Here is a 23,394-nt window from a genome sequence, read left to right on the forward strand (position 1 = left end):
GTGTTTCTCGGATCTCCGCGCGACGCCGCGGAGATCCGAGAAACACCCCCTAAGGGCCCGGGAGCTGCTTGGGGCGCCTGCGGCCCTTGGGCGGCAGGTCCGGGTCCTCGTCGGCCCGCGGGAGCCTGCGGTGGCCCTCCGAGTGGTCGTTGACCCAGCCGCACACGCCACACGCGTACCGGCCGTCCAGTCCCGCGATGTAGGTCCCGCAGCGGCGGCACTCGGCCTCGGTGAGCTCGGGGGCTGGTAGCGGGGCAGTCGATTCCGCGTACGTGTCGGGCCGGTGGGGCCCCTGTGGCCGGCGGGTCATGGGCCGGGAGCTTACGCGGACGGAGTAGGCCACTCCGTAAAGACCCCTACCCATTCTGCACACGATCGGATGAATGTGGGGCAGAGAGGGCGGTGCGGGCGGAGTTGGCCGCTACATTCACGCCGTTCAGAGGGCCGAAACTCCGGTCCGTCACGTCAGGAAACCGTGGAGCTGATGACGGAACGACCTGCCCAGCGCGTCCCCAACCGGCAGCTCGCGGCGCTGATCGCGGAAGCCGGGTTCTCCAACGCCGGGCTCGCCCGCCGCGTCGACCAGCTCGGCCTGGAGCACGGTCTGGACCTGCGGTACGACAAGACGTCCGTGACCCGGTGGCTGCGCGGCCAGCAGCCCCGGGGCACCACCCCGGCACTGATCGCCGAGGTCTTCACCCGGCGCCTCGGGCGACGGCTGTCGGCGCAGGATCTCGGCCTGGACGCCTGCGCGCCCGTTTACGCGGGGCTGGAGTTCGCCGCCACCCCCGAGGAGGCCGTGGACATCGCGAGCGGGCTGTGGCGCAAGGACTCCGGCTCGCACGCCGAACTGCGCAAGATCGCCTTCACACCGGCCGGGCTGGTCGTGCCCAGCCGGGACTGGCTGATCGGCCGGGCCGACGAACGGGTCGGGCGGGGCGCGGATCCCGCCGCCGCCCGGGTCCCGGCGCAGGGACGCGCCTCGGTGCCCCGGCAGCGGCAGATCGACCGGGGGCCCGGGCAGCGGGTGACCGGCGGGGACATCGCGGCCCTGCGGTCGGTGAGCGAGCTGTTCCGCACCCTGGACCAGGCCTACGGCGGCGGGCACGCCCGGCAGGCCCTGGTGCGGTACCTGGAGCACGAGGCGGAGCCGATGCTCCGGGGCACCTACGGTGAGACCACGGGGCGGCGGCTGTTCTCGGCCGCCGCCGATCTGACCCGGCTCGCGGGCTGGACCTCGTACGACATCGCCGCCCACGGACTCGCCCAGCGGTACTTCGTCCAGGCGCTGCGCCTCGCGCAGGCCGCCGGGGACCGGCCGTACGGGTCGTACGTGCTGGTCACGATGAGCCGTCAGGCGGTCTACCTCGGCCACGGCCGGGAGGCGGTGCAACTGGCCCGGGTCGCCCAGCAGGGCGTGGGCTCGGGTCCGCCGCCGGTGGTGCAGGCGCTGCTGCACGCGGCCGAGGCGCGGGGGCACGCGGTGCTGGGCGAGGTACGGGCCGCGACGGCCTCGCTGGTGCGGGCGGAGCGGGCGCTGGGGGCGGGGCGGCCCGGGGACGACGTACCGCACTGGGCGCGGTTCTTCGACGAGGCGCAGCTGGCGGACGAGTTCGGGCACTGCCACCGAGACCTCCAGCAGTACCGGGCGTCGGCGCAGCACGCGGAGCGGTCCTTGCAGTTGCGGGCGCCGGGGTACGCGCGGTCCCGGCTGTTCTGCCGGGTGGTGCTGGCCACGGCGCGGCTGGGGCTCGGCGAGCTGGAGCAGGCGTGCGCGCTGGGGGCGGAGGCCGCGCAGCAGGCGATGGAGATGCGGTCGGTGCGGGCGGTGGAGTACGTACGGGACTTCGAGCGGAGGCTGGAGCCGTACCGGGACGCCTCGGCCGTGCGGACGTACCGGGACCGGGTGGCGGCGCTGAACTGACTGCCGGTCAGTGAGGGGCGGCCGGACTTGGGTCGGGGGTGGCCGGGCCCGGCGCGCGAGTGCGTACAGGGGGAGCCGTCCGAGGCGGTGTGACCGAACAGTGTGACCGGTGCCATGTGACCGAGCAGTGTGATCGGTGCCGCGTGATCGGTGCGTGATCGGCGGCGTGCACGGGCCCGGTCCCGGGTGGGGCCGGGCCCGCGTGCGCGAGGGCTCAGGCCGCCACCGGAAGCGCGGGCCCGTGCTCGGCCGGGAGCGGGATGCCGTAGTCGCGCAGGAGAGCCGTGGCGGCGCGCCGGGCGGAGTACAGGGCGCCCTGGACGGTGTTGGAGTCGCGGTGGTCGCCGCACACGTAGAGCCCGGCCAGGACCCGTACGGGCCGCCGCCGGTCGTGGGGCGGGGGCATGGCCGGGACGGCCTCCGGGGTGTGGTGGACGGCCAGCAGCTCCCAGTCCCGGGTGGAGGTGTCGTAGAGCCGGGCCAGGCGCGAGGCGACCGTCCGCGCGGGCGGCGGCGGGCCGTGCACGGTGGTGGTGACGAGGCTGCGGCCTGCCGGGGCCCGGGTGGGGTCGACCGCGCTCATCACGGTGGTGTGCGCGAGCGGCCATTTCGGGTCGGCGTCCAGGAGCAGCGAGCCGTCCCAGGGCAGGGGTGCCGGGGTCGCGTGGTGGATGACGGTGACCTCGTGGAAGTCGGGTACCCGCAGTCCGGGCAGCAGTTCGGCGGCGGCCCGGGCGCCGGTGGCGAGCACGGCGGAGCGGCAGCGGAAGTCACCGTGCTCCTCGGTGGTGACGAGGCTGGTCGCCACCGACCGGACCCGCACCCCGGTGCGTACGGTGCCGGCCGGCAGGGTCCCGGCGAGCAGCTCGGGCAGGGTCGCCGCGCCGCCCTCGGGCACGGCGAGCCGGCCGCGGGCGAAGGTGCGCAGGGCGAGGTCGGCGACGCGGCTGGAGGTGGTGAGCTCCGGGTCGCGGAGCAGGGTGGCGAGCAGGGGCCGCAGGACGCCGTTGACGGTGCGTGGCGGCAGGCCGCGGGAGCGCAGGGAGGCGAGCGCCGTGCGTTCGGGCCGGGCGAGCAGCCGGTCGACGGGCAGGGCGGCGAGCCGGCCGAGGGCGGCGCTGAGCCGTGCCTGGTCGAGGGAGCCGCTGGCCAGCGCGCGGGCGGGGGTGAGGGCCCCGGCCCGCAGCTGTTTGCCGTCGGCGCCGTGCACCAGGACGCCGGGGGCGAAGGGGCGCAGGATGAGCCCCTCCAGGCCGGGGGTGCGGGCCGGTTCGGTGTACGCGGTGTTGAGGAGCTGACCGACCCGGTCGAGCCGGAATCCGTCGGTGGACGCGGTGGCCATCCGGCCTCCGGGATCGCCGGCGGTCTCCAGGACGCTGACCGTGACCCCCGCCGCGATCAGGTGGTGTGCGGCCGCGAGTCCTGAGACTCCGGCTCCTACGATGACGACGTCCGCATGGTGCGCGGCATGGTGTGGGCTGCTGAGCACGTGCCCCTCCCCGAGGTCGGCGCGGCTGTGTGGGGATCCTCCTTCCCCCAACGGACTCCAGCAGAACCCGAGTCGGGTGGGGTATTGCGCACAACTCCGGTCGCACGACGGTCGCATGCGGGTCACGAACGGTCGCACGTGGTCGGATGGCGCTCCCCCCGCTCCGCCGTCGGTTCTGCTTCAGGCCCGTTGCAGCGCCGCCCTGATCGACTCCTCGATCAGCGGGTACCGGAAGACGAAGCCGGACTCCAGCAACCGGGCGGGCCGCGCCCGCTGGCTGCCCAGCACGTCCTGGGCGAACTCGCCGAGTACGAGGCGCAGCGCCGGGGCGGGGGCGGTGAACAGCGTCGGGCGGCGCAGTACGCGGCCCATGGCGGCGGTGACCTCACGGTTGGTCAGCGGCTCGGGCGCGGTCAGGTTCACGGGGCCGGTCAGGGCCGGAGTGTCGATCAGGTGCCGCAGGGCGGCGATCTCGTCGTGCAGGGAGATGTACGACCAGTACTGGCGGCCGTTGCCGAGGCGACCGCCGACGCCGGCCCGGAAGAGGGGGAACATCTTGCCCCAGGCCCCTCCCTCGGCCGCGACCACGAGTCCCGTACGGGCGAACACGGTCCGGATCCCGGCGGCCCGGGCCGGGGCGGCGGCCGCCTCCCACTCGACGCAGACGGAGGGGAGGAAGCCCTCGCCGGCCGGCGCGTCCTCGTCGACGGCGCGGTCGCCGGTGTCGCCGTAGTAGCCGACGGCGGAGCCGCAGACCAGGACGGGCGGCGGGCTGTCGAGGGCGGCCATGGCACGGGCGACGGCGGCGGTGCCGAGGACCCGGCTGTCGCGGATCTCCTTCTTGTAGGCGGCCGTCCAGCGGTGGTCGCCCACGCCGGCCCCGGCCAGGTGCACGACGGCCGCGCAGCCGGTGAGCCCGGCGGGGTCGACGTGGCCGCGCCGCGGATCCCACAGCGCCTCCCCCGGCCCGGCGTGCGACCGCCGCACGAAGCGGACGACGTCGTGGCCGTCGCCGAGGAGGGACCGTACGAGTGCCTGGCCGATGAGCCCGGAGGCTCCGGTGACTGCGATACGCATGCGGCCAGTGTGCCTTTGCCCTGGCCGGGCGGTGGTACGGGCAGGCCGGTGCCCCGGCGGGCGGTGGTACGGGCAGGCTGGTGCCCCGGCCAGGGCACCGGCCAGGTGGTCCCGTCTCCCCGCGCGGCCATTCCAGCCTCGCCAGGGGGTCAGGGGGTGCCGAGCCAGGTGCCGACCGCGTAGGTGACCGTCATGGCCAGGGCGCCGCCCAGGACGTTGCGCAGGATCGCGCGCGGTACGGCGGCGCCGCCGAGGCGGGCGCTGACCGCCCCGCAGAGGGTGAGCGTGGCCAGGACGGCGACCGCCGTCACCGGAACCCGCTCGGACGGCCCCGGCAGGACGATGGCCAGCAGCGGCAGCAGCGCCCCGACCGTGAAGGCGATCAGGCTGGCGAAGGCCGCGTGCCAGGGGTTGGCCAGTTCGTCCGGCTCGATGCCCAGTTCCACCCGGGCGTGAGCCCGCAACGCGTCCCGCTCCGTCAGTTGCTCCGCCGCCTCCCGGGCCAGCTCCCGGCTCAGGCCGCGCGCGGTGAGCAGGTCGGTGAGCTCGTCGAGCTCGGCGTCCGGTTCCTCGGCCAGCTCGCGCCGTTCCACCTCCAGGGCGGCCCGTTCCGAGTCCCGCTGGGAGCTGACCGACACGTACTCCCCCGCCGCCATCGACAGCGAGCCCGCCAGCAGTCCGGCCACCCCCGCCGTCAGGATCGCGGCGCGCGAGGTGGTGGCTCCGGCCACGCCCACGACCAGGCCCGCGGTGGAGATGATCCCGTCGTTGGCTCCGAGCACCCCGGCCCGCAGCCAGTTCAGCCGGGTGCTGATGGCCGCGCTCGTATCCGTCACGGGACCACTGTCGCGGGCCGTGCTCCAAGGGGCCACCCGGCGTGCGCGGCCCGGGCCCGCGTACCAGGGTGGAGGGGTGAGACGCGGACAGGAGGAGCCGGGCCGGCTGCACGGGGCGCCGCCACCGCGCTGGGCCCGGTTCGCGCCCCCGGTGGCCATGGCGGTGCTGTGCCTGGCCCAGTGGATGACGCCCGGCATCAGGGAGCTGGGCTACTTCCTGGCCGCTCTCCCCGCCGTGGCCGCGTTCGCCTACGGGGCGGCCGGTACGGCCTTCTTCGCCGGGCTGGTCCTGATCCTCCTCGGCGTGCCCGCGCTCGGCGTCGGCGACGCCCGCGGCGCCGATCTGGCGACCGTGGCCACCGTCGGGCTCCTCGGCGTGGTCATCGCCTGGGTGCGGCGTCGTCGGGACGACCAGCTGGTCAGCGTCCGCACGGTCGCGGAGGCGGCCCAGCTGGCGGTGCTGCCGCCGGTGCCGGAGCGGGTGGGCCGGGTGCACTGTGCCGGCCTCTACCGGGCGGCCCAGCAGGACACGCTGGTCGGCGGTGACCTCTTCGACGTACGGGCCGGGCCGTACGGGGTGCGGGCGGTGGTGGGGGACGTGCAGGGCCACGGCCTGGCGGCGGTCGGCACGGTGGCCGCGCTGCTCGGCGCCTTCCGGGAGGGCGTGCTGGACGATCCCGGGCTGGTGGCGGTGGCGGCGCGGCTGGACCGGCGGCTGACCATGGACGCGGTGGCGGACTCCGTCGAGCATCCGGAGCTGTTCGCGACGGCGGTGCTGCTGGAGTTCCCGCCCGGACGGGACCTCGTACGCGTCCTGTCGTGCGGGCATCCTCCGGTGTTGCTGCTCCGGGACTTCGCAGCCTCGGAGGTGAGCGCGGAGCCGGGTCCTCCGCTGGGTCTGGGGCTGGCGGGGCCGGTGTTCCCGCCGGTGACGGAAGTGCCGCTGCTGCCGGGCGACCGGCTCCTCGCGCACACGGACGGGGTCACGGAGGCGCGCGACGCGGCGGGGTACTTCTACCCCCTGGCCGACCGGGTGCCGGTGCTGGCGGGCGACGGCGATCCGGCGGCGCTGGTCCGGGCGGTGTGGCGGGACCTGGCGGCCTTCACCGACGGCGGGCCGCGTGACGACGTGGCGCTGTTGGTGCTGTCGCTGAGCACGGGGGCATCAGGGGCGTCGGGGACGTCCGGGACGTCGGGGGCGTCTGGGCCCTCGGGGAGCCGTTGACGCCCGGCTCCCCGAGATCCCCGCACGCCCCCTGAGGTCAGGAACCGTCGCGGATGAAGGTGCGCACCATCTTGCAGGTGAGGTTGGAGGGCCGGTGGATGCCCACCCGCACCGCCATCGTCCGGATCTTGCGGTTGGTGGCGCGCCGGGCGTCGTACGTCCCCGTGTCGAGCAGGGATATCGCCAACCGCATCGCCTTCAGGCGGCGGTTGTGGCTCTCGTACCACTCGCGGGGCAGGCCCGCCGGCAGCGGCTTCTTCTTGGGCATCGAAATGATCGCGGCAGCGGCCATCTACAGCCTCCCAAACGGTAGTTGGCTTCCTGTCGTTCTCCCTCGATTTTACCGGGGGCCACTGACAAAAGGCCCTGGCCGGACACTGTTCCCGGGGACAGCCCTTAGGCTGGCGGGTCATGGAGATCTGGATCAATCCCGCCTGTTCGAAGTGCCGGAGCGCGCTGACGCTGCTGGACGCGGAGGGCGCCGAGTACACGGTGCGCCGCTACCTGGAGGACGTGCCGTCCGAGGCCGAGATCCGCGAGGTGCTGGGCCGGCTCGGGCTGGAGCCGTGGGACATCACGCGCACCTCCGACCCCCTCGCGAAGGAGACCGGGGTACGAGACCTGCCGCGCGAGGAGACGGACGCGGCGCGGCAGCGCTGGATCGCCCACCTGGCCGCCCATCCGAAGCTGATCCAGCGTCCGATCATCACCGCCGAGGACGGGACGGCCGTGATCGCCCGCTCCGAGGAGGCCGTCCGCGACGCCCTGTCCCGCAACGACAGGACCTAACCGGCCAGCCGCCGGGCGATCTCCCCGGCCGACGCCAGTGGCAGCGCGTGGTGCGAGACGTCCGGCAGTACGCCGACCCGCGCGCCCGGCAGCGCCTCGGTCGCGGCCCGGACCGCGCGGCGGGGGTCGTGGCAGCGGGCGCGCCCGGCGAACAGCACGTCGATCCGCAGACCCGGTCGCTCCCCGAGCACGGCCAGATCGGGGCGTGGCCCGGTGACCGGCCGGACGGTGGGAAAGGCGGCGGTCTCGTCCTGGAGCCGCAGCCACGCGGGGTCGAGCACGGCGCCGCCGGTCTCCCAGGCGAGGAAGGAGCGGATCCGCTCCGGCGTGGGCCGCGCCAGCATGGGCAGGGCCCGCAGTACGTAGCCGGGGCGGAGCCCGGTGAAGACCTGGGTCGGGTCGAGCAGGACGAGGCGTTCCAGCCGGGCAGCCCGTGCGGCGGCGTAATGGGCGGCGATCCAGGCACCGTAGGAATGCCCCCCGAGGGTCACCGGACGCCCGTCGAGCCCGTCGAGTCCGCCGAGGACCGCGTCGAGCCAGCCGACGAGATCCCCGGTGGACCGTATCGCCCGTTTCCGCCCCGGCGGCGGCGTACTGAGCCCGGGGTCGCCCACCAGGTCCACGGCATGCACCCGGTGGGTGCGGGCGAGCCCGGCGGCGGCGCAGGCACCCCACACGGTGGACGTGGCCCCGCCGCCGGCCAGCAGCACCAGCGGCGGTGCCCCGGCCGGTCCGCAGCTGTTGACGTGGGTGAGGCCGTACGTGGTGGGGAGGTCGGTGGCCTCGACGGGCCCGGGCCACCGGCCGAGCATCTCCTGGTAGGCGGCACGGAACGAATCCCGGGGCGCGGGTGCGGCCGGCATGGACGACGTGGACGACAAGGCAGGCTCCAGACTCTCGCTCGGCGATGGACAATGGTGCACCTATTGCGGGCGGTAGCCGTCGGATTCGGTTTGCGCCAGGCGGAGTTCGCCTCGCGCGACGGCACGCACGCCACCGACGTGAGGGCTCTGATCTGCCTGCTCGACGCGGCCCGCGCGGACGAGCCGGCCACGGCGGGCCTGCTCGGCGCCCGCCTCGGCCGGGAGTCCTTCGGCCCGCTGATCGACGGAGTGCTCCGGGTGCTGGACTCCTTCGACCCCGCCGAACGGGACACGGTCCACCGCTTCCTGACGGCGACGCGCCTGGCCTTCGCACACCCCGCCACCACTCAAAGGAGTCGGTTGATCACGCCGCCGGGCAGCGGTGTAGAAAGAGGGCTCATGCGACCGGCCCGGTCGACAGAGCACACACATTCCTTGGGGGGAACCGACCATGCGCACCCGCATGCTCCGAAGAGCACTCGTATCCCTGCTCGCCGTCTCCGCCGTGACCGTCATGGTCCCGGCGACTGCCACCCCGGCCGCTGCCGCCGGCCCGGGCGAGTGCTACAACACCGGGGGCGGCGACTTCGCTGCGATCCATCCCGGCCAGCGCCTGGAGTCGGGCGCCCGCCTGGCGGACATGGAGAGCACGACCGAACTGGTCATGCAGCCCGACGGCAACCTGGTCCTCTACGCCCTCGGCAACCCGGGCGGCTACAAGCTCCCGCTGTGGCACAGCGGCACCTGGGGCAACCCGGGCGCGTACGCCCTCATGCAGGAGGACGGCAACTTCGTCATCTACCGCCAGGGCGGCAGCCCCCAGACGGGCGGCGGCATCTGGCACACCGGGACCTACGGCACCCGGACCGACTGGGCCCCCACGGCCTATCTCCTTGCCGGCAACTTCAACGTCTGGGGCCGCGGCAGCTACGCCGCCACCCAGAGGTGGTCCACGAGCAGCGTGGAGCGCCACAACCAGCTCTGCTCGGATTACGAGACGGCCGCGCACGGCTGGTGGACGGGTTCCTGGGCCCAGTCCGCCACCGTCTGGCTGGTCCTCCAGAAGGACAACAACCTCGTCATGTACCGCAAGAGCGATGGCAAGGCCATCTGGCACAGCGGCACGTACGGGGGCAACTACCAGGTGACCATGCAAATGGGCTACGGGGACCGGGGCGACCTGACCATTACTCAGGGAGACCTGAACGGCACGGTTCGCTGGCGCACCCACACGGGCGGAAACGCGGACGCCTGGGCCCTGCTCCAGGACGACGGCAACTTCGTCGTCTACAAGAAGGACGGCGGCCCCGGCAAGGGCGGCGCCCTCTGGGCCACCGGCACCTACAACAAGATCTGACCCACCACCGGGGGGAACCTCCATGCGACACCACCTGCTCAGCAGAGCACTCGTATCCCTGCTCGCCGCCTCCGCCGTGACCGCCCTGGTCCCGGCGGTGGCGTCGGCCGCCGATCCCAGCCAGTGCATGACCAGCTCGGGCGGCCTCACTTCGGACTTGCGGCCCGGCCAGCGCCTCGACTCGGGCGCTAGCCTGGTCCCGACGCCCGGCAAGGCCGAGCTGGTCATGCAGCCCGACGGGAACCTCGTCGTGTACCTGGTCGGCAACCCCGGCGGGCCCAAGCTCCCGCTGTGGCACAGCGGAACGTACGGCAACCCGGGCGCGTACGCCCTCATGCAGGAGGACGGCAACTTCGTCGTCTACAAGAAGGACGGCGGCCCCCAGACGGGCGGCGGCATCTGGCACACGGCGACCTACGGCGACCGGGCCACCACCTACATCAGCGCCTCGATCAGGGACGACGGCCAGTTCACCGTGACCGGCCGCAGCGAGGACTGGTACTGGGCGACCGACACCAGTGAGCGGCACCGCAGGGTGTGCTCGAGCGACTACTGGGACCGGGGCTCCTGGACCCAGTCCGCCACCGTGTGGCTCGTGCTCCAGCAGGACAAGAACCTCGTCATGTACCGCAAGAGCGACGGCCAGGCCATCTGGGCCAGCGGCACGTACGGCAACCGCAACACCCTGACCCTGGACATGGGGGACAACGGCGACCTGGTCCTGCGCGAGACCACGCTGAACGAGACGGTCCGCTGGCGGACCGGCACGGCCGGCAACAGCGGCGCCTACGCCCTCCTCCAGGACGACGGCAACTTCGTCGTCTACAAGAAGGACGGCGGCCCCGGCAAGGGCGGCGCCCTCTGGGCCACCGGCACCTACAACAAGATCTGACCGGTCCGCGGAGCGGATGCCGAAGGGGCGGGGTGCGATGGGCAACCCCGCCCTTTTCGGCGTACGTCGGTCAGCCCGCCCTGACCGCCTCCGCCTCATAGGGTGAGTCGCAGCCCAGCACGAACAGGGACGTACCGCGCCAAAGGAACCATCGTGAACGAGCCGTACGAGGCACAGCCGCAGCCCGCGCCCGGCGGGCCGACGCTTCCGCCGCTCCGGCGCGGGGCCGACTGGATGTTCGGCGGGGTGTACGGGACCGTGCTGGCCAGTGGGCTGCTGGCCGCGCTGGACCAGGAGGGCGGGGACTACACGCCCTTCTACGACGCCAGCTGGGTCCTGGTCACCGCCGCCACCGCCGCGCTCGCGCACGGGTACTCGCACCACATGACCAGCCACCGGGCCGGCTCGGCCGGACACCGGTGGCGGGTGCTCTGCCGGGCGCTGTGGAACGAGTGGCCGATGATCGCGGCCACCCTGCCCACCGTGATCCTGCTGCTGATCGCCGGGCTCGCGGACTGGGACTCGTACGGGGTGACGGCCGTCGGGCTGGGGCTGAATACCGCGCTGCTCTTCGCCTGGGGGTCCTTCGTGGCGATCCGGGTCGGCTACCGGCTCGGCTCCGCCCTGGTCATCGGCCTGGCCGACGCCACCATCGGCCTGGCCGTCATCGTGGCGAACGCCCTGATCAAATAGGGGGCGTCACAACGCGAGCTGGTGCTCCGCCTCCGCCAGGACCTCCGTCAGCCGGGCTCCGAATTCCGCTCCGCGCGGGTCGGGTACTCCCGTGCGGGCGGCGGTGAGGAGGGCGTCCAGGGCTCGGCCGTAGGCGCCGGGTACGTCGCTCCAGTCGGGCAGGGCGAAGACGCCCTCGGAGCCGCGCAGTTCCAGGCCCACCCCGGCGGCCGCGGCCGGCGCGCCCAGGCAGAGCACGGCGGTGCTGGCCGCGCCCGACGTGTGGCGCAGGGCCAGCTGGACCACGTCGGACGGGCCCGGTGTGGCGCGGACGGCGGTGACGTCGCCCAGCACCGGGATCAGGACGGACAGCGCGTGGGGGCCGACGTCCCACAGTCCGCCCTTGGTCTTGCGCCAGGGCGAGTCGGCGTACGGGCTGGGCGTGCCGTCGGGCGGGAAGACCGCGCCGAGCCAGTGCGCGGAGGCGGTGAACCAGCCGGTGCGGGCCGCCTGTTCGTCGACCCACCCGGCGGTCGGCTCGGCGAAGCGCAGGGTGAGGAAGACGACGGAGGCGACCTGGTGGCGCGCGGCGGCGTCGGCGACGGCCCGGGCGTACTCCACGGTCGTCGCGACGGGCTTGTCGAGCAGCAGGTGGCATCCGGCGGCGGCCGCGCGCACGGCGAGCGGGGCCTGCACGTCCGGCGGCAGGGCGAAGGCCACGGCGTCACAGTCCGCGAACAGCGCGTCGGGGTCTTCGTACACCTTCACGTCGTACGCCTCGGCCAGTTCGGCGGCCGCCTCGGGGCGGCGGCCCCACACGCCGACGAACTCGGAGCCCGTGTGCGCGGCCAGGGCGGGGGCATGGGTGCGACGGGCCCAGGGGCCGGTGCCGAGCAGGCCGACCCTGGGGCGGGGGCCCTCGAAGGAGGCGCCGGCCGGGCGGTTCGCGTCGTAGGAAAAGCTCACCCGCCCAGTCTGCCCCACTCGGACGGGTGTGCAGTCGCCAACCCGCACAGCCCGCCCGACCTGCGCCGTAAACGTCGGTAACACGGGGTTCACACACGGGCAACGGAAGGGAAATCGCGGCCGGGCACGCTGCGGTGGACACCGCAGCGACCCGCAGCACCCGCAGAGTCAGGATGAGGCCCCGTGAGCTACAAGGCTGAGTACATCTGGATCGACGGCACCGAGCCGACGGCGAAGCTTCGCTCCAAGACGAAGATCCTTGGCGACGGCGAGTCGCTGCCGATCTGGGGCTTCGACGGATCGAGCACGAACCAGGCCGAGGGCCACGCTTCCGACCGGGTGCTCCAGCCGGTGTTCTCCTGCCCGGACCCGATCCGCGGCGGGGAGAACCTCCTCGTGCTGTGCGAGGTCATGAACATCGACATGACCCCGCACGAGTCGAACACCCGCGCCCTGCTGCGCCCGGTCGCCGAGAAGTTCGCCGGGCAGGCGCCGATCTTCGGCATCGAGCAGGAGTACACGTTCTTCGACGGCACCCGCCCGCTCGGCTTCCCCGTCAACGGTTTCCCGGCGGCGCAGGGCGGCTACTACTGCGGTGTCGGCTCGGACGAGATCTTCGGCCGTGACATCGTCGAGAAGCACCTGGACCACTGCCTCGCGGCGGGCCTCAGCATCTCCGGCATCAACGCCGAGGTCATGCCGGGCCAGTGGGAGTTCCAGGTCGGCCCCGTCGGCCCGCTGGAGGTCTCCGACCAGCTGTGGATCGCGCGCTGGCTGCTGTACCGCACGGCCGAGGACTTCAATGTCTCGGCGACGCTGAACCCGAAGCCGGTCAAGGGCGACTGGAACGGCGCGGGCGCGCACACCAACTTCTCCACGAAGGCGATGCGCGAGGACTACCGCGCGATCATCTCCGCGTGCGAATCCCTCGGCGAGGGCTCGAAGCCGCTGGACCACGTCAAGAACTACGGCGCGGGCATCGACGAGCGGCTGACGGGTCTGCACGAGACGGCTCCTTGGAACGAGTACAGCTACGGCGTCTCGGACCGCGGCGCGTCGGTGCGCATCCCGTGGCAGGTGGAGAAGGACGGCAAGGGCTACATCGAGGACCGCCGTCCGAACGCGAACGTGGACCCGTACGTGGTGACCCGTCTGATCACGGACACCTGCTGCACCGCCCTGGAGAAGGACGGCCTGGTCTGAGACCGGCCGACCGCCCCTGACTGCTGCGCGGCGCCCGTTCTCCCCGAGGGAGGGCGGGCGCCGCGCGCTGTCAGTTGTCGCTGTCAGTGGTGCCTGTCAGGGTGTGGCCCATGCTCGCGATCACCCTCGACACCGAGCGCGCCGAGTCGTACGACCGGCCCGCGCCGCCCCTGCTGTCCGGACTCGTCGAGCGCATCGGCGCGGACGGCGACCGCTTCGTGGTCGTCAACCGGCACCCGGACGACCCGGACGTCTTCCTCCAGGTCTGGCACGAGAGCGGCGGGGACTACCAGCTGGAGCACCGCGCCGGCGCCCCCGACCGGCACTTCCAGGCCTTCGTCCCCACGGCCACCGAGGTGGTCGAGGTGATGCTGCGATGGGCCCGCCAGGAGAAGGGCTGGGACCTCGGACCGGCCTGGGAGCGGCTGGAGTTCCCGGTGGAGGAGGATCCGCCGCCGCTCGACCCCGAGGTGGAGGAGCAGCTGACCGACATCGTGCGCGGCTGGCTGTGGGACGGGTCCGCCCACGATGCGATACGCGTCACCGGTCTGGACTGGCGCAAGCGGCTGACCGGCTGACGGTTTGTCGGAAATGCGGCACCTGACGATGGCCCGACGGTGGCCCGGCGACTGGGCAGTTTCGGAATTTGAGATTCCGATCCACGACGTGAGACGGGGTCTGCCCCGAGCCCCGCGCTTCTGCTTGAATGGCCGTCATGGCCAGCCACTCGCACACCTCGACCGGTCGCAGCGACCTCGAGCCGTTCTGGCCTTCCCGTCAGGACCATGATTTCGACCGGGTGTGTTGCCGCGCGAAGAACGCGCCGGCCCTCTAAAGCCTTCCGGGACCACCAGACCTGCCCGGGGCCTTCGGTCCGCGCGGTACGACAACGACGGCGTACGTACGTCTCCTGCCGACCACTCCGCGTGAAAGAGCTGACCACTCATGGCGAACACCCATTCCCTCACTTCCGCCGGACCGGCCTTCCCGGCCCCTCCGCGCCACCGGCTGCGCGCCGTGGACCGGGACGAGGTGGCCCGGGTCGTGGACCTGCTGCCGCCCGGCGCCACCTGGCTGCCCGCACCCGAGCACACCCTGCCGGCCCTGCCCGGCCGACCGCCGATGGTCGGCTACCTGGTCCTCGTACCCGCCGACCAGCAGCCGCCGATCGCCCCGCCCTCCACCACGGCCACGGACGACGCGCTCGTGCGGATCGATCCGGCGCGGCGCACCGCCGAGGTGGACGGCCGGGAACTGGAGCTGACCTACCTGGAGTTCGAGCTGCTCTCCCACCTGGTCGCGCACCCCCACCGGGTGCACAGCCGGGACCAGCTGGTGACGACGGTCTGGGGCTACGGCCACGTCGGCGACGGCCGGACGGTCGACGTCCACGTCGCCCGGCTGCGCCGCAAGCTGGGCGCGGCGCACCGCGGCGCGATCCAGACCGTGCGTCGGGTGGGCTACAAGTACGCGCCCTGAGCGGAGCGGAGACGACGGTGGACCCGTACGCGCTCAGGAGGGCGCGTACGGGTCCACGTCCGCGCGACTAGGCCTCCGGCGCGGCGGCAGCCCTGGCGGCGCGGCGTCCGGCCGCGAAGCCGACGGTCACATCGGCCGCCAGGAACACCAGCAGGCTGATCCCGAGCAGCGGTACGAACCACCCGGTCACCGCGGTCACGGCGGCGAACGGCAGCAGCACGGTCACCGGGAGCTCGCGCCAGGCGCCGCGCGGCTGCGGGCGGCCGACCGGGAGCCCGCGCTCCCTGGTGGGCCTGCGCATCCACCACATCCGGTAGCCCCACACGACGAGGGACATCACGGCGACGGCGAGCACGGCCAGCGCGAGCTGGTTGGCGAGGCCGAAGGTGAGCCCCATGTGGAGGTCGATGCCGAAGCGGGTGAGCTGCGCGAGCAAGGGGTGGTCGGCGAAGCGGAGTTCGTCCATGATGCGGCCGTCGGCCGGGTCCACGGCGACCGCGTCCAGGTGCACCGGCACCTGCTTGTCCTGCTCCTTGACCACGTAGCCCTTGCCCTGGGCGGGCAGGGTCACCCGCAGGTGCTCGGTGATCCCGGCGGCGCGGGCTGCGGCCACGGCCGCGTCGATGCCGATGTCGGCGGTGGGCGGCGGCGGGGGCATCTCCGTGCCCGGCGTCATGACATGGCCGGCGTGCTCATCGGCCCCGGCGGCGCCGGCCGCCCCGTTGAGGGTGGCGGAGACGGCCGGGGTGGCTCCGCCGAGGCGGTCCTGGAGCTGCCCGATGTTCTCTCCGGCGTACCGCGACCAGGTCAGGCCGGTGGCGGAGAGGGCGACGAGTCCGGCGGCCGCCCAGAGTCCGACGGCGCCGTGCCAGGACAGGGTGCGGCGGCGGCCGGTGGCCTTGCGGTCGGGGAGTACGAGCCGGGCCTTGCGGGTGCGGCGGCGGCCGATCCACAGGGCGAGCCCGCCGAGCGCGACGACCCACAGCCAGCTGGCGGCGAGTTCGCTGTAGTTGCGGCCGAACTCCCCCAGCTGGAGGCTCGAGTGGAACTCGCTCAGCCAGGCGCGCAGCGGCAGCGCGTCGCCGGCGGTGGTGAGCTGCCCGCGCACGTCGGCCGTATACGGGTCGACGAAGACGGTGAGGGTCTCGCCGTCCCCGAGGCCCGGGCTCTCCATGATGACCCGGGTGGTGGCGTCGGCCTCGGGCGCGGGCCAGACGCCCAGGACCGCGCCCTGGGGCGCGGCGTCGCGGGCGGCCCCCACCTGGGCGCTGAGCGGCAGGGCGTTGCCACCGGTGTGGGCGACGGTCAGCTCGTCGGCGTAGAGGATCTTCTCGGCCTGCCAGGAGCCGGCGTAGAGGAGGCCGGTGGCGGCGGCGAGGAAGAGGAACGGGGCGATCAGCAGCCCGGCGTAGAAGTGCAGGCGCAGGAGCAGCGGGCGCAGGGCGGCCCAGCTGCCGCCGCCGCGCCGGGGCGGTGTCTCGGCGTCCCGCGCGGGGACGTCCTGAAGCTCGTCAAGGGACATGTCGGTCCTAGGAGTTGGCGAAGGCATGGGTGGGCGGCCCCAGGTCTCGCCCTCGCCGAAGAAGGGTGCGCCGGTCAGGCGCGGGCAGGACGGCCGGGAGCCGTGGTGCGGGTGGTGGGCCCGGCGGGCGGACCACGGCGGACCACGGTGTGGGCGTGCACGCCTCCGCGCAGCCGGCGCGGCCGTTCGTACGGGGGGCAGTGCGCGGGCGGCGCGGGCAGCGGGGCCACCCGGGTGCGGACCAGCGTGAGCGCGCGGGCGAGCGGCCGGGCGGCCAGCAGCGCGGTGGCCCCGAGGGCTCCGGCCAGTCGGAAGACGGCGGCCTCGCCCCAGGCGAGCCAGGCGGCGCAGAAGAGTCCGGCGAGCGCGTGCGCGGCGATCATGCCGAGGCCGTCGTGCACCGCCGTGCCGGGCGCGTCCACGGGCATGTCCATGCCCGGCATGTGGTGGTGCGCGGGCATCGGTTGCGGAGTCCGGCTCGCGGAGAGGGAGAAGACGAGGTGCAGTGTGCCCTGCGTGGCGAGCAGCGCGGCGGTGATGGCCACCGGCCCGCGCCGGCGGCCGGCGGCGAGCCAGGCGGTCCCGCCGGTCGCGGCGAAAGCACCCATAAGCCAGGCAAAGGGGATGTCCGCCCCAGATATGTACGAATGCCCCACCGCACCCAAGGCCACGCACACGGCCGCGAACATCGCGGCCCGCGTGACGCGCATCGGCGCGCGGGATCCAGGCATGTCCTGGTCATAATCCCACGGGGGCGGTGATGCCGGCGAGGGGGCCGTATCCGATCATGAGCGGGTGAATCCATTGCCGATGCCGTCAATATGGCCGTTGCCGCTGGGGGCGCTCTACACCGCCGGAGTCCAGCTGGGCGCCCACGCCCTGGAGCGGCTGGATCCGGCGGAGCGGGAGCGGGTGCTGCGCGACTGTTCGACGAATGTCGACAATCTCGCCGGCGGCCGCTGGGAGACGCTGCTGAGCAGCGCCTTCGTCGTAGAGGAGCCGATGCCGCTGCCCTACGCGCTGCTGCTGGTCGCGGTGCTCGGATACGCGGAGTACGCGTACGGTGCCTGGTGGACGGCCGCCGTGTTCGCCTTCGGGCACGCCACGGCGACCCTGCTCGTCTACGGGGTACTGCGGCGCACCGCCGACCGCGAGACCCGGCGGGCCCTGGACGTGGGCACGAGCTACGGGTTCAACGCCGTGCTGGGCGCGCTGACCTCGGCCCTGCCGCGCGGAGCGGTACGGGGCGCGGCCCGCGTGGGGCTGCTGGCGATCGCCGCCCGGCCGGTGCTGCGGCGCGGACGGACCTTCACCGACGCCGGACATCTCGCGGCGCTCGGGATCGGGATCGGCATCTCGCTGGCCGTGGATTGCCTTTCCGGGTCGAACCGCCGGAAAATCGCCAATGCCTGACCTCGATGACAAGCCGACACGAGCAAGCCGCCGCACCTCGCGCACACCGCTGGAGCCGACACGATGACCGCCACGCCCTCCACCACCGTCGCCAACCTCCGCGACCTCGGCGGCACCCCGCTCGCCGGCGGCCGGACCGTCCGCCCCGGCCTCGTCCTGCGTTCCGGCTCCCTCGACCGGCTCGACCTCGACGCCGACCCGGCGGTGGCCGCGCTGGGACTGCGTACGGTCATCGACTTCCGCAGCGACGCCGAGCGCGCCGACCACCCCGACCGGGTGCCGGAGGGCGCCCGGCTGCTGGTGAGCGATGTGCTGGCCGACAAGATGAACGACGGCAACATGCCCGCCGCCACACAGCTCAAGGACCTGCTCGCCAACCCGGTGGTGGCCGAGGAGCACCTGGGCGGCGGCAAGGCGCAGGCCCTCTTCGGGGCGGTCTACCGGTCCTTCGTGAACTCCGACTCCGCGCAGAGCGCGTACCGCACCCTGCTGATCGAGGCCGCCGACCCGGAGTCGGGCCCGCTGCTCTTCCACTGCACCGCCGGCAAGGACCGTACGGGCTGGGGCGCGACCGTGATCCTGTCGCTGCTCGGCGCCGACGACGAGACCCTGATGGCCGAGTACCTGTCCGTGAACCCGGCGGTCAAGCTGGCCTTCGCCCCGATGATCGAGGGCTTCACCGCGGCCGGCGGGGACCCGGACATCGCGCTGGCGCTGATCGGGGTGTTCCCCTCCTACCTGGAGGCGGGGCTGGACGAGGTCGGCACGCGCTACGGGTCCATGGAGAAGTACGTGCGCGAGGGCCTGGGCGTGTGCGACGAGACGGTCGCGGCGCTGCGGGCCAAGCTGACCGTCTGACGGTCCGACCGGCGGCTCCCGTTTTCGTCCGAACGTGTGCGCTGGGAGCGGGTGACCATCCGACGATTCGCTCGTTCTGCTGAACGTGACTGCGCCGGATACCGCCACCCGTCCCCTGCCTCCCGACGTCGAGCTGGCCGAGGCCGCCATCGTCGAGCACTACCCGCGGCTGGTGCGGCTCGCCTATCTGGTGCTGCCGCCCTCCCTCGGCCGCAACCGGCGGGTGATCACCGCCCATTCGCTGACCCAGCGGGCGCTGCCCCGCGGGCGGAGGGCCGCCGGTGTCACCGTGCGCGGCGGTGTCCCGGCCCAGCGCGGCGAGGTGGACGGGCCCGAGTCCGGTTACGCGTACGTGCGGCTGCGCGTCCTGCGCTCCGCCCTGGAGGCGGGGATCCCGCTGACCTTCCGGGCGCTCCCGCTGCGCGGGCAGCTGCCGCCGCTGCTCCCCCAGGTGTGGGGGCTGCGGCTGTTCCCGCGCTCGGGCGGGGCCGAGGAGCTGGCCCTGGACCAGTGGCTGGCCACCCTCAACGGCCCCGGCCGCGCCGCCTGCGTGCTGCGGGCGCTGGAGGGGCTGGCGGAGCCGGACGTGCTGCGGGTGCTCACCGACGCCGGGGTCGCCGATCCCGCCGCCGCCGTCGCGGAGTCCGGGGATCCGGCGCACGACGCGCTGTTCGCCTCGCCCGAGTTCGACCCGTGCGTGCTCCAGGCCCGGCCCACCGACCTGCTGCGCCGCCGCCGTTTCACACGGGCCGCTCTGGCCGGGGCGGCGGCCCTCGCGGTGTGCGGGGCGCTGCTCGCGCTGCCGGGCGGCGGCTGGGGGGCGGACGGGCCCGCCGCCCCGCTGTACGCGCGCAACGCGGCGGCGGAGCAGGCCCTGGACCCGGGGCAGCTGGTCCGGGTCGCGCCCACGCTCTGGCGTACGTCCTCCCGTACGGACTACTCCGCCTGGCCCGCGCGCGGCGACCGCGCCGGGGACACGGAACTGCTGCGCCGGGCGCTGGCCGTGTGGGCCCGCCCCGGCCGGGCGGTGGTCGTCTCGGCCACCCCCGGCACCCCGTCCGGTCCGCCGATGGGTCCGCCGCAGCTGCTGTTCGCCGGGGCGGTCGACCAGGCCGTCGTCGTCCTGCTGCACGACGGCCTGCGCGTGGTCCGGTACGCCGAACCGCGCTCGGGGACCGGGGGCGCCGCCCTCGACTTCGCCCGGACCGACGGGGCCTCGGCGGACACCGCGACGGGGCTGGTGCTCAGCCGGGTCGACGGCAACGTCCGCTATCTGACGGCCCCCTGGGTCACCGCCGCCGCCCTGCGCGACCTGCTGAAGCCCGGTGAGGCTCCGACCGCGCTGAAGCTCACCGCGGACGGGATCACCCCGCCGGTGCCCGGGCCCGCCCCGGGCGGCAACTGCACCAGCTGGAACGCGCTCGCCCTGACCGGTGACGGCGCCACCCGCCTGGTGACGGACCTGGGCGAGCTGACCCCGGCCCGGCTGACCTCGGGTGCGCCGGGCGCCGCCCGCGACGTGTCGGAGGCGGCGGAACTCGGCGAGTGGTCGAGGATCGCCTGCCTGCTGCCCTCGGTCCGCTCGCACGGGGTGCGCACGGTCAACGCGTGGACGTACGCGAAGCAGCCGCTTCCGGAGGGCGACGGGACGGCCACCTGGCTGTGCACCCGGGCGGAGACCTGGCAGGGCGCGACGGACCGGGTGCAGGCCCAGTTCCTGGCTCCCGGGGCGGAGCTGGCGGCGCAGGCCGCCAAGGCGGAGGGTTCCGCGGCGTGCGGGCCGCGGGAGCCGCGGGTGCTGGCCGGGGTGCTGTGGAAATCGCGCGCAGGGCACTGGTACGTACTGGCGGCGGGCAGTGCGCAGTTCGCCTCGCTGTCGGCCTCGGGTGGCGGGGTGAGCGGATCGGCGAACGGCAATCGACTGGCGCTCAAGGCTCCGGAAGGCGCGCAGGTGGACCTCTCGGGCAAACTGACGGACGGCACGAAGGCGGGGGCACTGCGCTGAGGTCGCGGCGCTGAGAGATGCGGCGCTGAGGGTCGCGGCGCTGATGGTTGCGGCGCTGAGGGTCGGAACGGCGTCGCAGAGGGGTTTTCCTCTCGCGTACCCATCAGTACATTGACTCCATGTCTAATACGCCGCTCGCGCCCGCCCCCGTGGCGTCGGAACACATAGACCTGGAAGTACGGAAGGTGTCCTTCTCGTGGGAGGACACCCCGCTCCACTGGCTCCCCGGCGACCCCTTCGCCGGGCACACCATCAACGTCCTGCACCTGCTGCTGCCCGCGGGTGAGCGCTGGTTCGTGCACGTCTACAAGCAGGTGCTCCCGTACATCACGGACGAGCGGCTGCGGGCGGACGTCATCGGCTTCATCGGCCAGGAGGCGATGCACGCCGCCGCGCACGACGACGTGCTCCCGCACCTGAAGCGGCTGGGCCTGGACCCGACCCCCTACACCGCGCAGGTGGACTGGCTCTTCGAGAAGCTGCTCGGCGACCGGACCCTGCCGCCGGGCCGGGCCCGTAAGTGGTGGCTGATGGAGCGCGTCGCGATGATCGCGGCGATCGAGCACTACACGGCGTTCCTCGGCAACTGGATACTCAACGCCGAGGAGCTGGACCGCCGGGGCGCCGACCCGATGATGCTGGACCTGCTGCGCTGGCACGGCGCGGAGGAGGTGGAGCACCGCTCGGTCGCCTTCGACCTCTTCATGCACGTGGACGGCAGCTACCGCCGCCGGGCGCGGACCTGGGCCACCGGCTTCGCGGCCCTGGTGTTCCTGTGGCAGCGCGGCGCCCGCTTCTTCATGGAGAACGACCCCCACCTCCCGGCCGCCAAGGCCTCCCTGGGGCAGTTCTTCCGGGCCGGGCAGCAGGGCGTGCTCCCCTCGGCGGGCGCGATGCTGAAGTCCGTCCCGACCTACCTCTCCCGTACGTACCATCCCTCGCAGGAGGGCTCCACCGCCCAGGCGCAGGCCTACCTGGCCTCCTCGCCCGGCGCGAACGGCGGGGTGCGGCCGTGAGGCGCGCGCTGACCGTCACGGCGGTGGCGGGAGCCGCGCTGCTGACCCGGCGCGCGCTGCGGCGGCGCATCGTACGCTCGCCCCTGTGGCCGCTCCCGGCCCTGGAGACCCCGATATCGGGGTACTCCCCGCGCCGGCCGCTGCGCGCCCTGATCGTCTCCCGTACGGAGCCGGCGGACGGGGTCCTGTGCCTGACCCTGGAGTCGGCGGAGCTGCCGCCGTGGACCCCGGGCGCGCACGTGGACATCACCCTGCCCTCGGGCCTGGTCCGCCAGTACTCCCTGTGCGGGGATCCGGCCGACGCGGGGCGCTACACGCTCGCGATCCGCCTGGTGGAGGACGGCCGCGGCGGCTCGCGGGAGGCGCACGCGCAGCTCGTCGAGGGCGCGGAGCTGGAACTGCGGCCGCCGCGCAACCGGTTCGAGCTGCTCCCCGCACCCTCCTACGTGTTCGTCGCGGGCGGCATCGGGATCACCCCGATCCTGCCGATGCTGCGGGCCGCGACGGCGGCCGGCGCCGACTGGACGCTGCTGTACGGGGGACGTTCGCGCGCCTCGATGCCCTTCCTCCCCGAACTCGCCCCGTACGGCGACCGGGTCACCGTCCTGCCCGAGGACGAGGCGGGCCTGCCCGACCTGGATCCGCTCCGCGGGATCCGGCCGGGCACCCTCGTCTACTGCTGCGGGCCGGAGGCCCTGATGCGGGCGGTCACGGCGGCGGTCCCCGACCCCTCGGCGGTCCGCCTGGAGCGTTTCGGTCCGGCGGCGCCCGGCCCGGCGCGGCCCTTCACGGTCGAACTGCGCCGCTCCGGCCGCACGATCGAGGTCGCGGCGGACGAATCCACCCTGACGGCGGTGCGCCGGGCGCTGCCCGACACCCCGTACTCCTGCGAGCAGGGCTTCTGCGGCACCTGCCAACACCGCGTGCTGGCAGGGCAGGTGGACCACAGGGACGAGCTGCTCACGGACGGCGAACGGGAGGACTCCATGCTCCTGTGCGTCTCGCGCGCCGCCTCGGAGCGGCTGACCCTGGACCTCTGACCACCCGTGGCGGTCGGAGAAGTAGGGTGTCGGCATGACAACCGGGGTGCGGCGCAGGATGGGTGTCGAGGAGCGGCGGCAGCAGCTGATCGGGGTCGCCCTGGAGCTGTTCAGCCACCGCTCGCCCGACGATGTGTCGATCGACGAGATCGCGGCGGCCGCCGGTATATCGCGGCCGCTGGTCTACCACTACTTTCCGGGCAAGCTGAGCCTGTACGAGGCCGCGCTGCGGCGGGCCGCCGACGAGCTGGCGCTGCGGTTCGTCGAGCCGCGGGAGGGGCCGCTCGGGGCGCGGCTGCTGCGGGTGATGGGGCGGTACTTCGCCTTCGTCGACGAGCACGGGCCCGGTTTCTCGGCGCTGATGCGCGGTGGTCCGGCCGCCGGGAGCAGCCGGACCAACGCGATGATCGACGAGGTCCGGCAGGCGGCGTACGAGCAGATCCTCGCGCACATCGGCGTGCAGGATCCGCCGGCCCGGCTGGAGTTGGTGGTGCGGTCCTGGGTGTCGCTGGCCGAGTCCACCGCGCTGATCTGGCTCGACGGGCGGCGCATTCCCCGGGGTGAGCTGGAGCTCCAGCTGGTGCACGACTTCGCCGCGCTGGCCGCCGTGAGTGCCGCGTACGACACGGAGATGGCGGAGATCCTCGTACGGATCCTGGCCGGCGAACCGGCCGACGGGCCGTTCGGCGATCTTGTCGGGCGACTCTCGGCGCTGGTGCCGCCCGCGCACTGAGCGAGGCCTGGCGGGCGCGCGGACCCTTGTACCGA

The 23,394-nt window shown here is 73.8% G+C and carries 25 protein-coding genes; 15 read left to right on the forward strand and 10 right to left on the reverse strand.

The annotated features are described in order from the left end of the window. Window positions 1-49: 49 nt before the first annotated feature. Window positions 50-310 carry a hypothetical protein gene (locus tag ACWDYJ_RS29640; protein ID WP_451568656.1) on the reverse strand — a complete coding sequence of 87 codons (261 nt, stop codon included), beginning with the start codon at window positions 308-310 and terminating at the stop codon, window positions 50-52. Window positions 311-484: 174 nt separating this feature from the next. Between ACWDYJ_RS29640 and ACWDYJ_RS29645 the strand changes: the two genes are divergently transcribed. Beyond that, on the forward strand, window positions 485-1,924 hold the full coding sequence (locus tag ACWDYJ_RS29645; protein WP_451568657.1) for a regulator: 1,440 nt from the start codon (window positions 485-487) through the stop codon (window positions 1,922-1,924). Between the two features lie 214 nt (window positions 1,925-2,138). On the opposite strand, the gene ACWDYJ_RS29650 is transcribed toward ACWDYJ_RS29645, so the two are convergent. The 3 genes from ACWDYJ_RS29650 to ACWDYJ_RS29660 form a co-directional block, all read right to left on the reverse strand. Continuing rightward, the gene (locus ACWDYJ_RS29650; RefSeq protein WP_451568658.1) at window positions 2,139-3,413 is read right to left on the reverse strand and encodes an FAD-dependent oxidoreductase; all 1,275 of its coding nucleotides are present in this window, start codon (window positions 3,411-3,413) and stop codon (window positions 2,139-2,141) included. A gap of 180 nt (window positions 3,414-3,593) precedes the next feature. Further along, window positions 3,594-4,490: a TIGR01777 family oxidoreductase gene (locus tag ACWDYJ_RS29655; protein WP_451568659.1), complete on the reverse strand. Its 897-nt coding sequence runs from the start codon at window positions 4,488-4,490 to the stop codon at window positions 3,594-3,596. Window positions 4,491-4,639: 149 nt separating this feature from the next. Beyond that, window positions 4,640-5,326: a VIT1/CCC1 transporter family protein gene (locus ACWDYJ_RS29660; RefSeq protein WP_451568660.1), complete on the reverse strand. Its 687-nt coding sequence runs from the start codon at window positions 5,324-5,326 to the stop codon at window positions 4,640-4,642. A 76-nt stretch (window positions 5,327-5,402) separates the two neighbouring features. On the opposite strand from ACWDYJ_RS29660, the gene ACWDYJ_RS29665 reads away from it, so the two are divergent. Then, window positions 5,403-6,551: a PP2C family protein-serine/threonine phosphatase gene (locus ACWDYJ_RS29665; protein WP_451568661.1), complete on the forward strand. Its 1,149-nt coding sequence runs from the start codon at window positions 5,403-5,405 to the stop codon at window positions 6,549-6,551. Between the two features lie 37 nt (window positions 6,552-6,588). On the opposite strand, the gene ACWDYJ_RS29670 is transcribed toward ACWDYJ_RS29665, so the two are convergent. After that, a complete protein-coding gene (locus ACWDYJ_RS29670; protein ID WP_451568662.1) occupies window positions 6,589-6,843 on the reverse strand; it encodes a hypothetical protein in 255 nt (84 codons plus the stop codon). 119 nt (window positions 6,844-6,962) lie between these two features. Here ACWDYJ_RS29670 and ACWDYJ_RS29675 point away from each other — a divergent pair, with 119 nt between their 5' ends. Further along, on the forward strand, window positions 6,963-7,340 hold the full coding sequence (locus ACWDYJ_RS29675; protein WP_451568663.1) for an ArsC/Spx/MgsR family protein: 378 nt from the start codon (window positions 6,963-6,965) through the stop codon (window positions 7,338-7,340). Here ACWDYJ_RS29675 and ACWDYJ_RS29680 read toward each other — a convergent pair. Together ACWDYJ_RS29680 and ACWDYJ_RS29685 are read right to left on the reverse strand one after the other, a co-directional pair. Then, on the reverse strand, window positions 7,337-8,203 hold the full coding sequence (locus ACWDYJ_RS29680; RefSeq protein WP_451568685.1) for an alpha/beta fold hydrolase: 867 nt from the start codon (window positions 8,201-8,203) through the stop codon (window positions 7,337-7,339). The genes ACWDYJ_RS29675 and ACWDYJ_RS29680 overlap by 4 nt on opposite strands. A gap of 60 nt (window positions 8,204-8,263) precedes the next feature. Continuing rightward, complete coding sequence (locus tag ACWDYJ_RS29685; protein WP_451568664.1) at window positions 8,264-8,503, reverse strand: hypothetical protein; 240 nt, start codon at window positions 8,501-8,503, stop codon at window positions 8,264-8,266. Between the two features lie 151 nt (window positions 8,504-8,654). Between ACWDYJ_RS29685 and ACWDYJ_RS29690 the strand changes: the two genes are divergently transcribed. The 3 genes from ACWDYJ_RS29690 to ACWDYJ_RS29700 all read left to right on the forward strand — a co-directional run bounded on the left by ACWDYJ_RS29690 (window position 8,655) and on the right by ACWDYJ_RS29700 (window position 11,145). Next, window positions 8,655-9,560, forward strand: coding sequence for a hypothetical protein (locus ACWDYJ_RS29690; RefSeq protein ID WP_451568665.1), 906 nt, complete (start codon window positions 8,655-8,657; stop codon window positions 9,558-9,560). A 22-nt stretch (window positions 9,561-9,582) separates the two neighbouring features. After that, the gene (locus ACWDYJ_RS29695) at window positions 9,583-10,452 is read left to right on the forward strand and encodes a hypothetical protein (protein ID WP_451568666.1); all 870 of its coding nucleotides are present in this window, start codon (window positions 9,583-9,585) and stop codon (window positions 10,450-10,452) included. A gap of 153 nt (window positions 10,453-10,605) precedes the next feature. Continuing rightward, the gene (locus ACWDYJ_RS29700; protein ID WP_451568667.1) at window positions 10,606-11,145 is read left to right on the forward strand and encodes a hypothetical protein; all 540 of its coding nucleotides are present in this window, start codon (window positions 10,606-10,608) and stop codon (window positions 11,143-11,145) included. 6 nt (window positions 11,146-11,151) lie between these two features. On the opposite strand, the gene ACWDYJ_RS29705 is transcribed toward ACWDYJ_RS29700, so the two are convergent. Then, window positions 11,152-12,090, reverse strand: coding sequence for a Gfo/Idh/MocA family protein (locus ACWDYJ_RS29705; RefSeq protein ID WP_451568668.1), 939 nt, complete (start codon window positions 12,088-12,090; stop codon window positions 11,152-11,154). Between the two features lie 183 nt (window positions 12,091-12,273). Here ACWDYJ_RS29705 and glnII point away from each other — a divergent pair, with 183 nt between their 5' ends. The 3 genes from glnII to ACWDYJ_RS29720 all read left to right on the forward strand — a co-directional run bounded on the left by glnII (window position 12,274) and on the right by ACWDYJ_RS29720 (window position 14,772). Further along, window positions 12,274-13,293 carry a glutamine synthetase gene (gene glnII, locus ACWDYJ_RS29710; protein ID WP_451568669.1) on the forward strand — a complete coding sequence of 340 codons (1,020 nt, stop codon included), beginning with the start codon at window positions 12,274-12,276 and terminating at the stop codon, window positions 13,291-13,293. Between the two features lie 110 nt (window positions 13,294-13,403). Next, the gene (locus ACWDYJ_RS29715; RefSeq protein ID WP_451568670.1) at window positions 13,404-13,871 is read left to right on the forward strand and encodes a hypothetical protein; all 468 of its coding nucleotides are present in this window, start codon (window positions 13,404-13,406) and stop codon (window positions 13,869-13,871) included. A gap of 367 nt (window positions 13,872-14,238) precedes the next feature. Further along, window positions 14,239-14,772, forward strand: a complete 534-nt coding sequence (locus ACWDYJ_RS29720; RefSeq protein WP_451568671.1) for a winged helix-turn-helix domain-containing protein — start codon at window positions 14,239-14,241, stop codon at window positions 14,770-14,772. A gap of 67 nt (window positions 14,773-14,839) precedes the next feature. On the opposite strand, the gene ACWDYJ_RS29725 is transcribed toward ACWDYJ_RS29720, so the two are convergent. Next, window positions 14,840-16,294: a PepSY-associated TM helix domain-containing protein gene (locus ACWDYJ_RS29725; RefSeq protein WP_451568672.1), complete on the reverse strand. Its 1,455-nt coding sequence runs from the start codon at window positions 16,292-16,294 to the stop codon at window positions 14,840-14,842. A 74-nt stretch (window positions 16,295-16,368) separates the two neighbouring features. Beyond that, on the reverse strand, window positions 16,369-17,025 hold the full coding sequence (locus ACWDYJ_RS29730; RefSeq protein WP_451568673.1) for a hypothetical protein: 657 nt from the start codon (window positions 17,023-17,025) through the stop codon (window positions 16,369-16,371). Window positions 17,026-17,104: 79 nt separating this feature from the next. Here ACWDYJ_RS29730 and ACWDYJ_RS29735 point away from each other — a divergent pair, with 79 nt between their 5' ends. The 6 genes from ACWDYJ_RS29735 to ACWDYJ_RS29760 all read left to right on the forward strand — a co-directional run bounded on the left by ACWDYJ_RS29735 (window position 17,105) and on the right by ACWDYJ_RS29760 (window position 23,359). Then, a complete protein-coding gene (locus tag ACWDYJ_RS29735; RefSeq protein WP_451568674.1) occupies window positions 17,105-17,707 on the forward strand; it encodes a rhomboid-like protein in 603 nt (200 codons plus the stop codon). Window positions 17,708-17,770: 63 nt separating this feature from the next. Continuing rightward, window positions 17,771-18,565 carry a tyrosine-protein phosphatase gene (locus ACWDYJ_RS29740; RefSeq protein ID WP_451568675.1) on the forward strand — a complete coding sequence of 265 codons (795 nt, stop codon included), beginning with the start codon at window positions 17,771-17,773 and terminating at the stop codon, window positions 18,563-18,565. A gap of 85 nt (window positions 18,566-18,650) precedes the next feature. After that, window positions 18,651-20,570 (forward strand): hypothetical protein, encoded by a 1,920-nt coding sequence (locus tag ACWDYJ_RS29745; protein WP_451568676.1) that lies wholly within the window; start codon window positions 18,651-18,653, stop codon window positions 20,568-20,570. A 119-nt stretch (window positions 20,571-20,689) separates the two neighbouring features. Beyond that, window positions 20,690-21,586 carry a metal-dependent hydrolase gene (locus tag ACWDYJ_RS29750; protein ID WP_451568677.1) on the forward strand — a complete coding sequence of 299 codons (897 nt, stop codon included), beginning with the start codon at window positions 20,690-20,692 and terminating at the stop codon, window positions 21,584-21,586. Continuing rightward, a complete protein-coding gene (locus ACWDYJ_RS29755; RefSeq protein ID WP_451568678.1) occupies window positions 21,583-22,626 on the forward strand; it encodes a PDR/VanB family oxidoreductase in 1,044 nt (347 codons plus the stop codon). The genes ACWDYJ_RS29750 and ACWDYJ_RS29755 overlap by 4 nt, the downstream gene beginning before the upstream one ends. A 34-nt stretch (window positions 22,627-22,660) precedes the next feature. Further along, complete coding sequence (locus ACWDYJ_RS29760; protein WP_451568679.1) at window positions 22,661-23,359, forward strand: TetR/AcrR family transcriptional regulator; 699 nt, start codon at window positions 22,661-22,663, stop codon at window positions 23,357-23,359. Window positions 23,360-23,394: the final 35 nt, after the last annotated feature.

The organism is Streptomyces sp. NPDC003042, assembly GCF_053591315.1.

Bases quoted from the DNA above. Each gene is read 5' to 3' on its own strand.
- ACWDYJ_RS29720 (WP_451568671.1), top strand. From the start codon at position 14,239: ATGGCGAACACCCATTCCCTCACTTCCGCCGGACCGGCCTTCCCGGCC.
- ACWDYJ_RS29715 (WP_451568670.1), top strand. From the start codon at position 13,404: ATGCTCGCGATCACCCTCGACACCGAGCGCGCCGAGTCGTACGACCGG.
- ACWDYJ_RS29730 (WP_451568673.1), bottom strand. From the start codon at position 17,025: ATGCCTGGATCCCGCGCGCCGATGCGCGTCACGCGGGCCGCGATGTTC.
- ACWDYJ_RS29655 (WP_451568659.1), bottom strand. From the start codon at position 4,490: ATGCGTATCGCAGTCACCGGAGCCTCCGGGCTCATCGGCCAGGCACTC.
- ACWDYJ_RS29675 (WP_451568663.1), top strand. From the start codon at position 6,963: ATGGAGATCTGGATCAATCCCGCCTGTTCGAAGTGCCGGAGCGCGCTG.
- ACWDYJ_RS29645 (WP_451568657.1), top strand. From the start codon at position 485: ATGACGGAACGACCTGCCCAGCGCGTCCCCAACCGGCAGCTCGCGGCG.
- ACWDYJ_RS29725 (WP_451568672.1), bottom strand. From the start codon at position 16,294: ATGTCCCTTGACGAGCTTCAGGACGTCCCCGCGCGGGACGCCGAGACA.
- ACWDYJ_RS29680 (WP_451568685.1), bottom strand. From the start codon at position 8,203: ATGCCGGCCGCACCCGCGCCCCGGGATTCGTTCCGTGCCGCCTACCAG.
- ACWDYJ_RS29670 (WP_451568662.1), bottom strand. From the start codon at position 6,843: ATGGCCGCTGCCGCGATCATTTCGATGCCCAAGAAGAAGCCGCTGCCG.
- ACWDYJ_RS29740 (WP_451568675.1), top strand. From the start codon at position 17,771: ATGACCGCCACGCCCTCCACCACCGTCGCCAACCTCCGCGACCTCGGC.
- ACWDYJ_RS29695 (WP_451568666.1), top strand. From the start codon at position 9,583: ATGCGACACCACCTGCTCAGCAGAGCACTCGTATCCCTGCTCGCCGCC.
- ACWDYJ_RS29640 (WP_451568656.1), bottom strand. From the start codon at position 310: ATGACCCGCCGGCCACAGGGGCCCCACCGGCCCGACACGTACGCGGAA.
- ACWDYJ_RS29735 (WP_451568674.1), top strand. From the start codon at position 17,105: ATGCCGTCAATATGGCCGTTGCCGCTGGGGGCGCTCTACACCGCCGGA.
- ACWDYJ_RS29760 (WP_451568679.1), top strand. From the start codon at position 22,661: ATGACAACCGGGGTGCGGCGCAGGATGGGTGTCGAGGAGCGGCGGCAG.
- ACWDYJ_RS29690 (WP_451568665.1), top strand. From the start codon at position 8,655: ATGCGCACCCGCATGCTCCGAAGAGCACTCGTATCCCTGCTCGCCGTC.
- ACWDYJ_RS29750 (WP_451568677.1), top strand. From the start codon at position 20,690: ATGTCTAATACGCCGCTCGCGCCCGCCCCCGTGGCGTCGGAACACATA.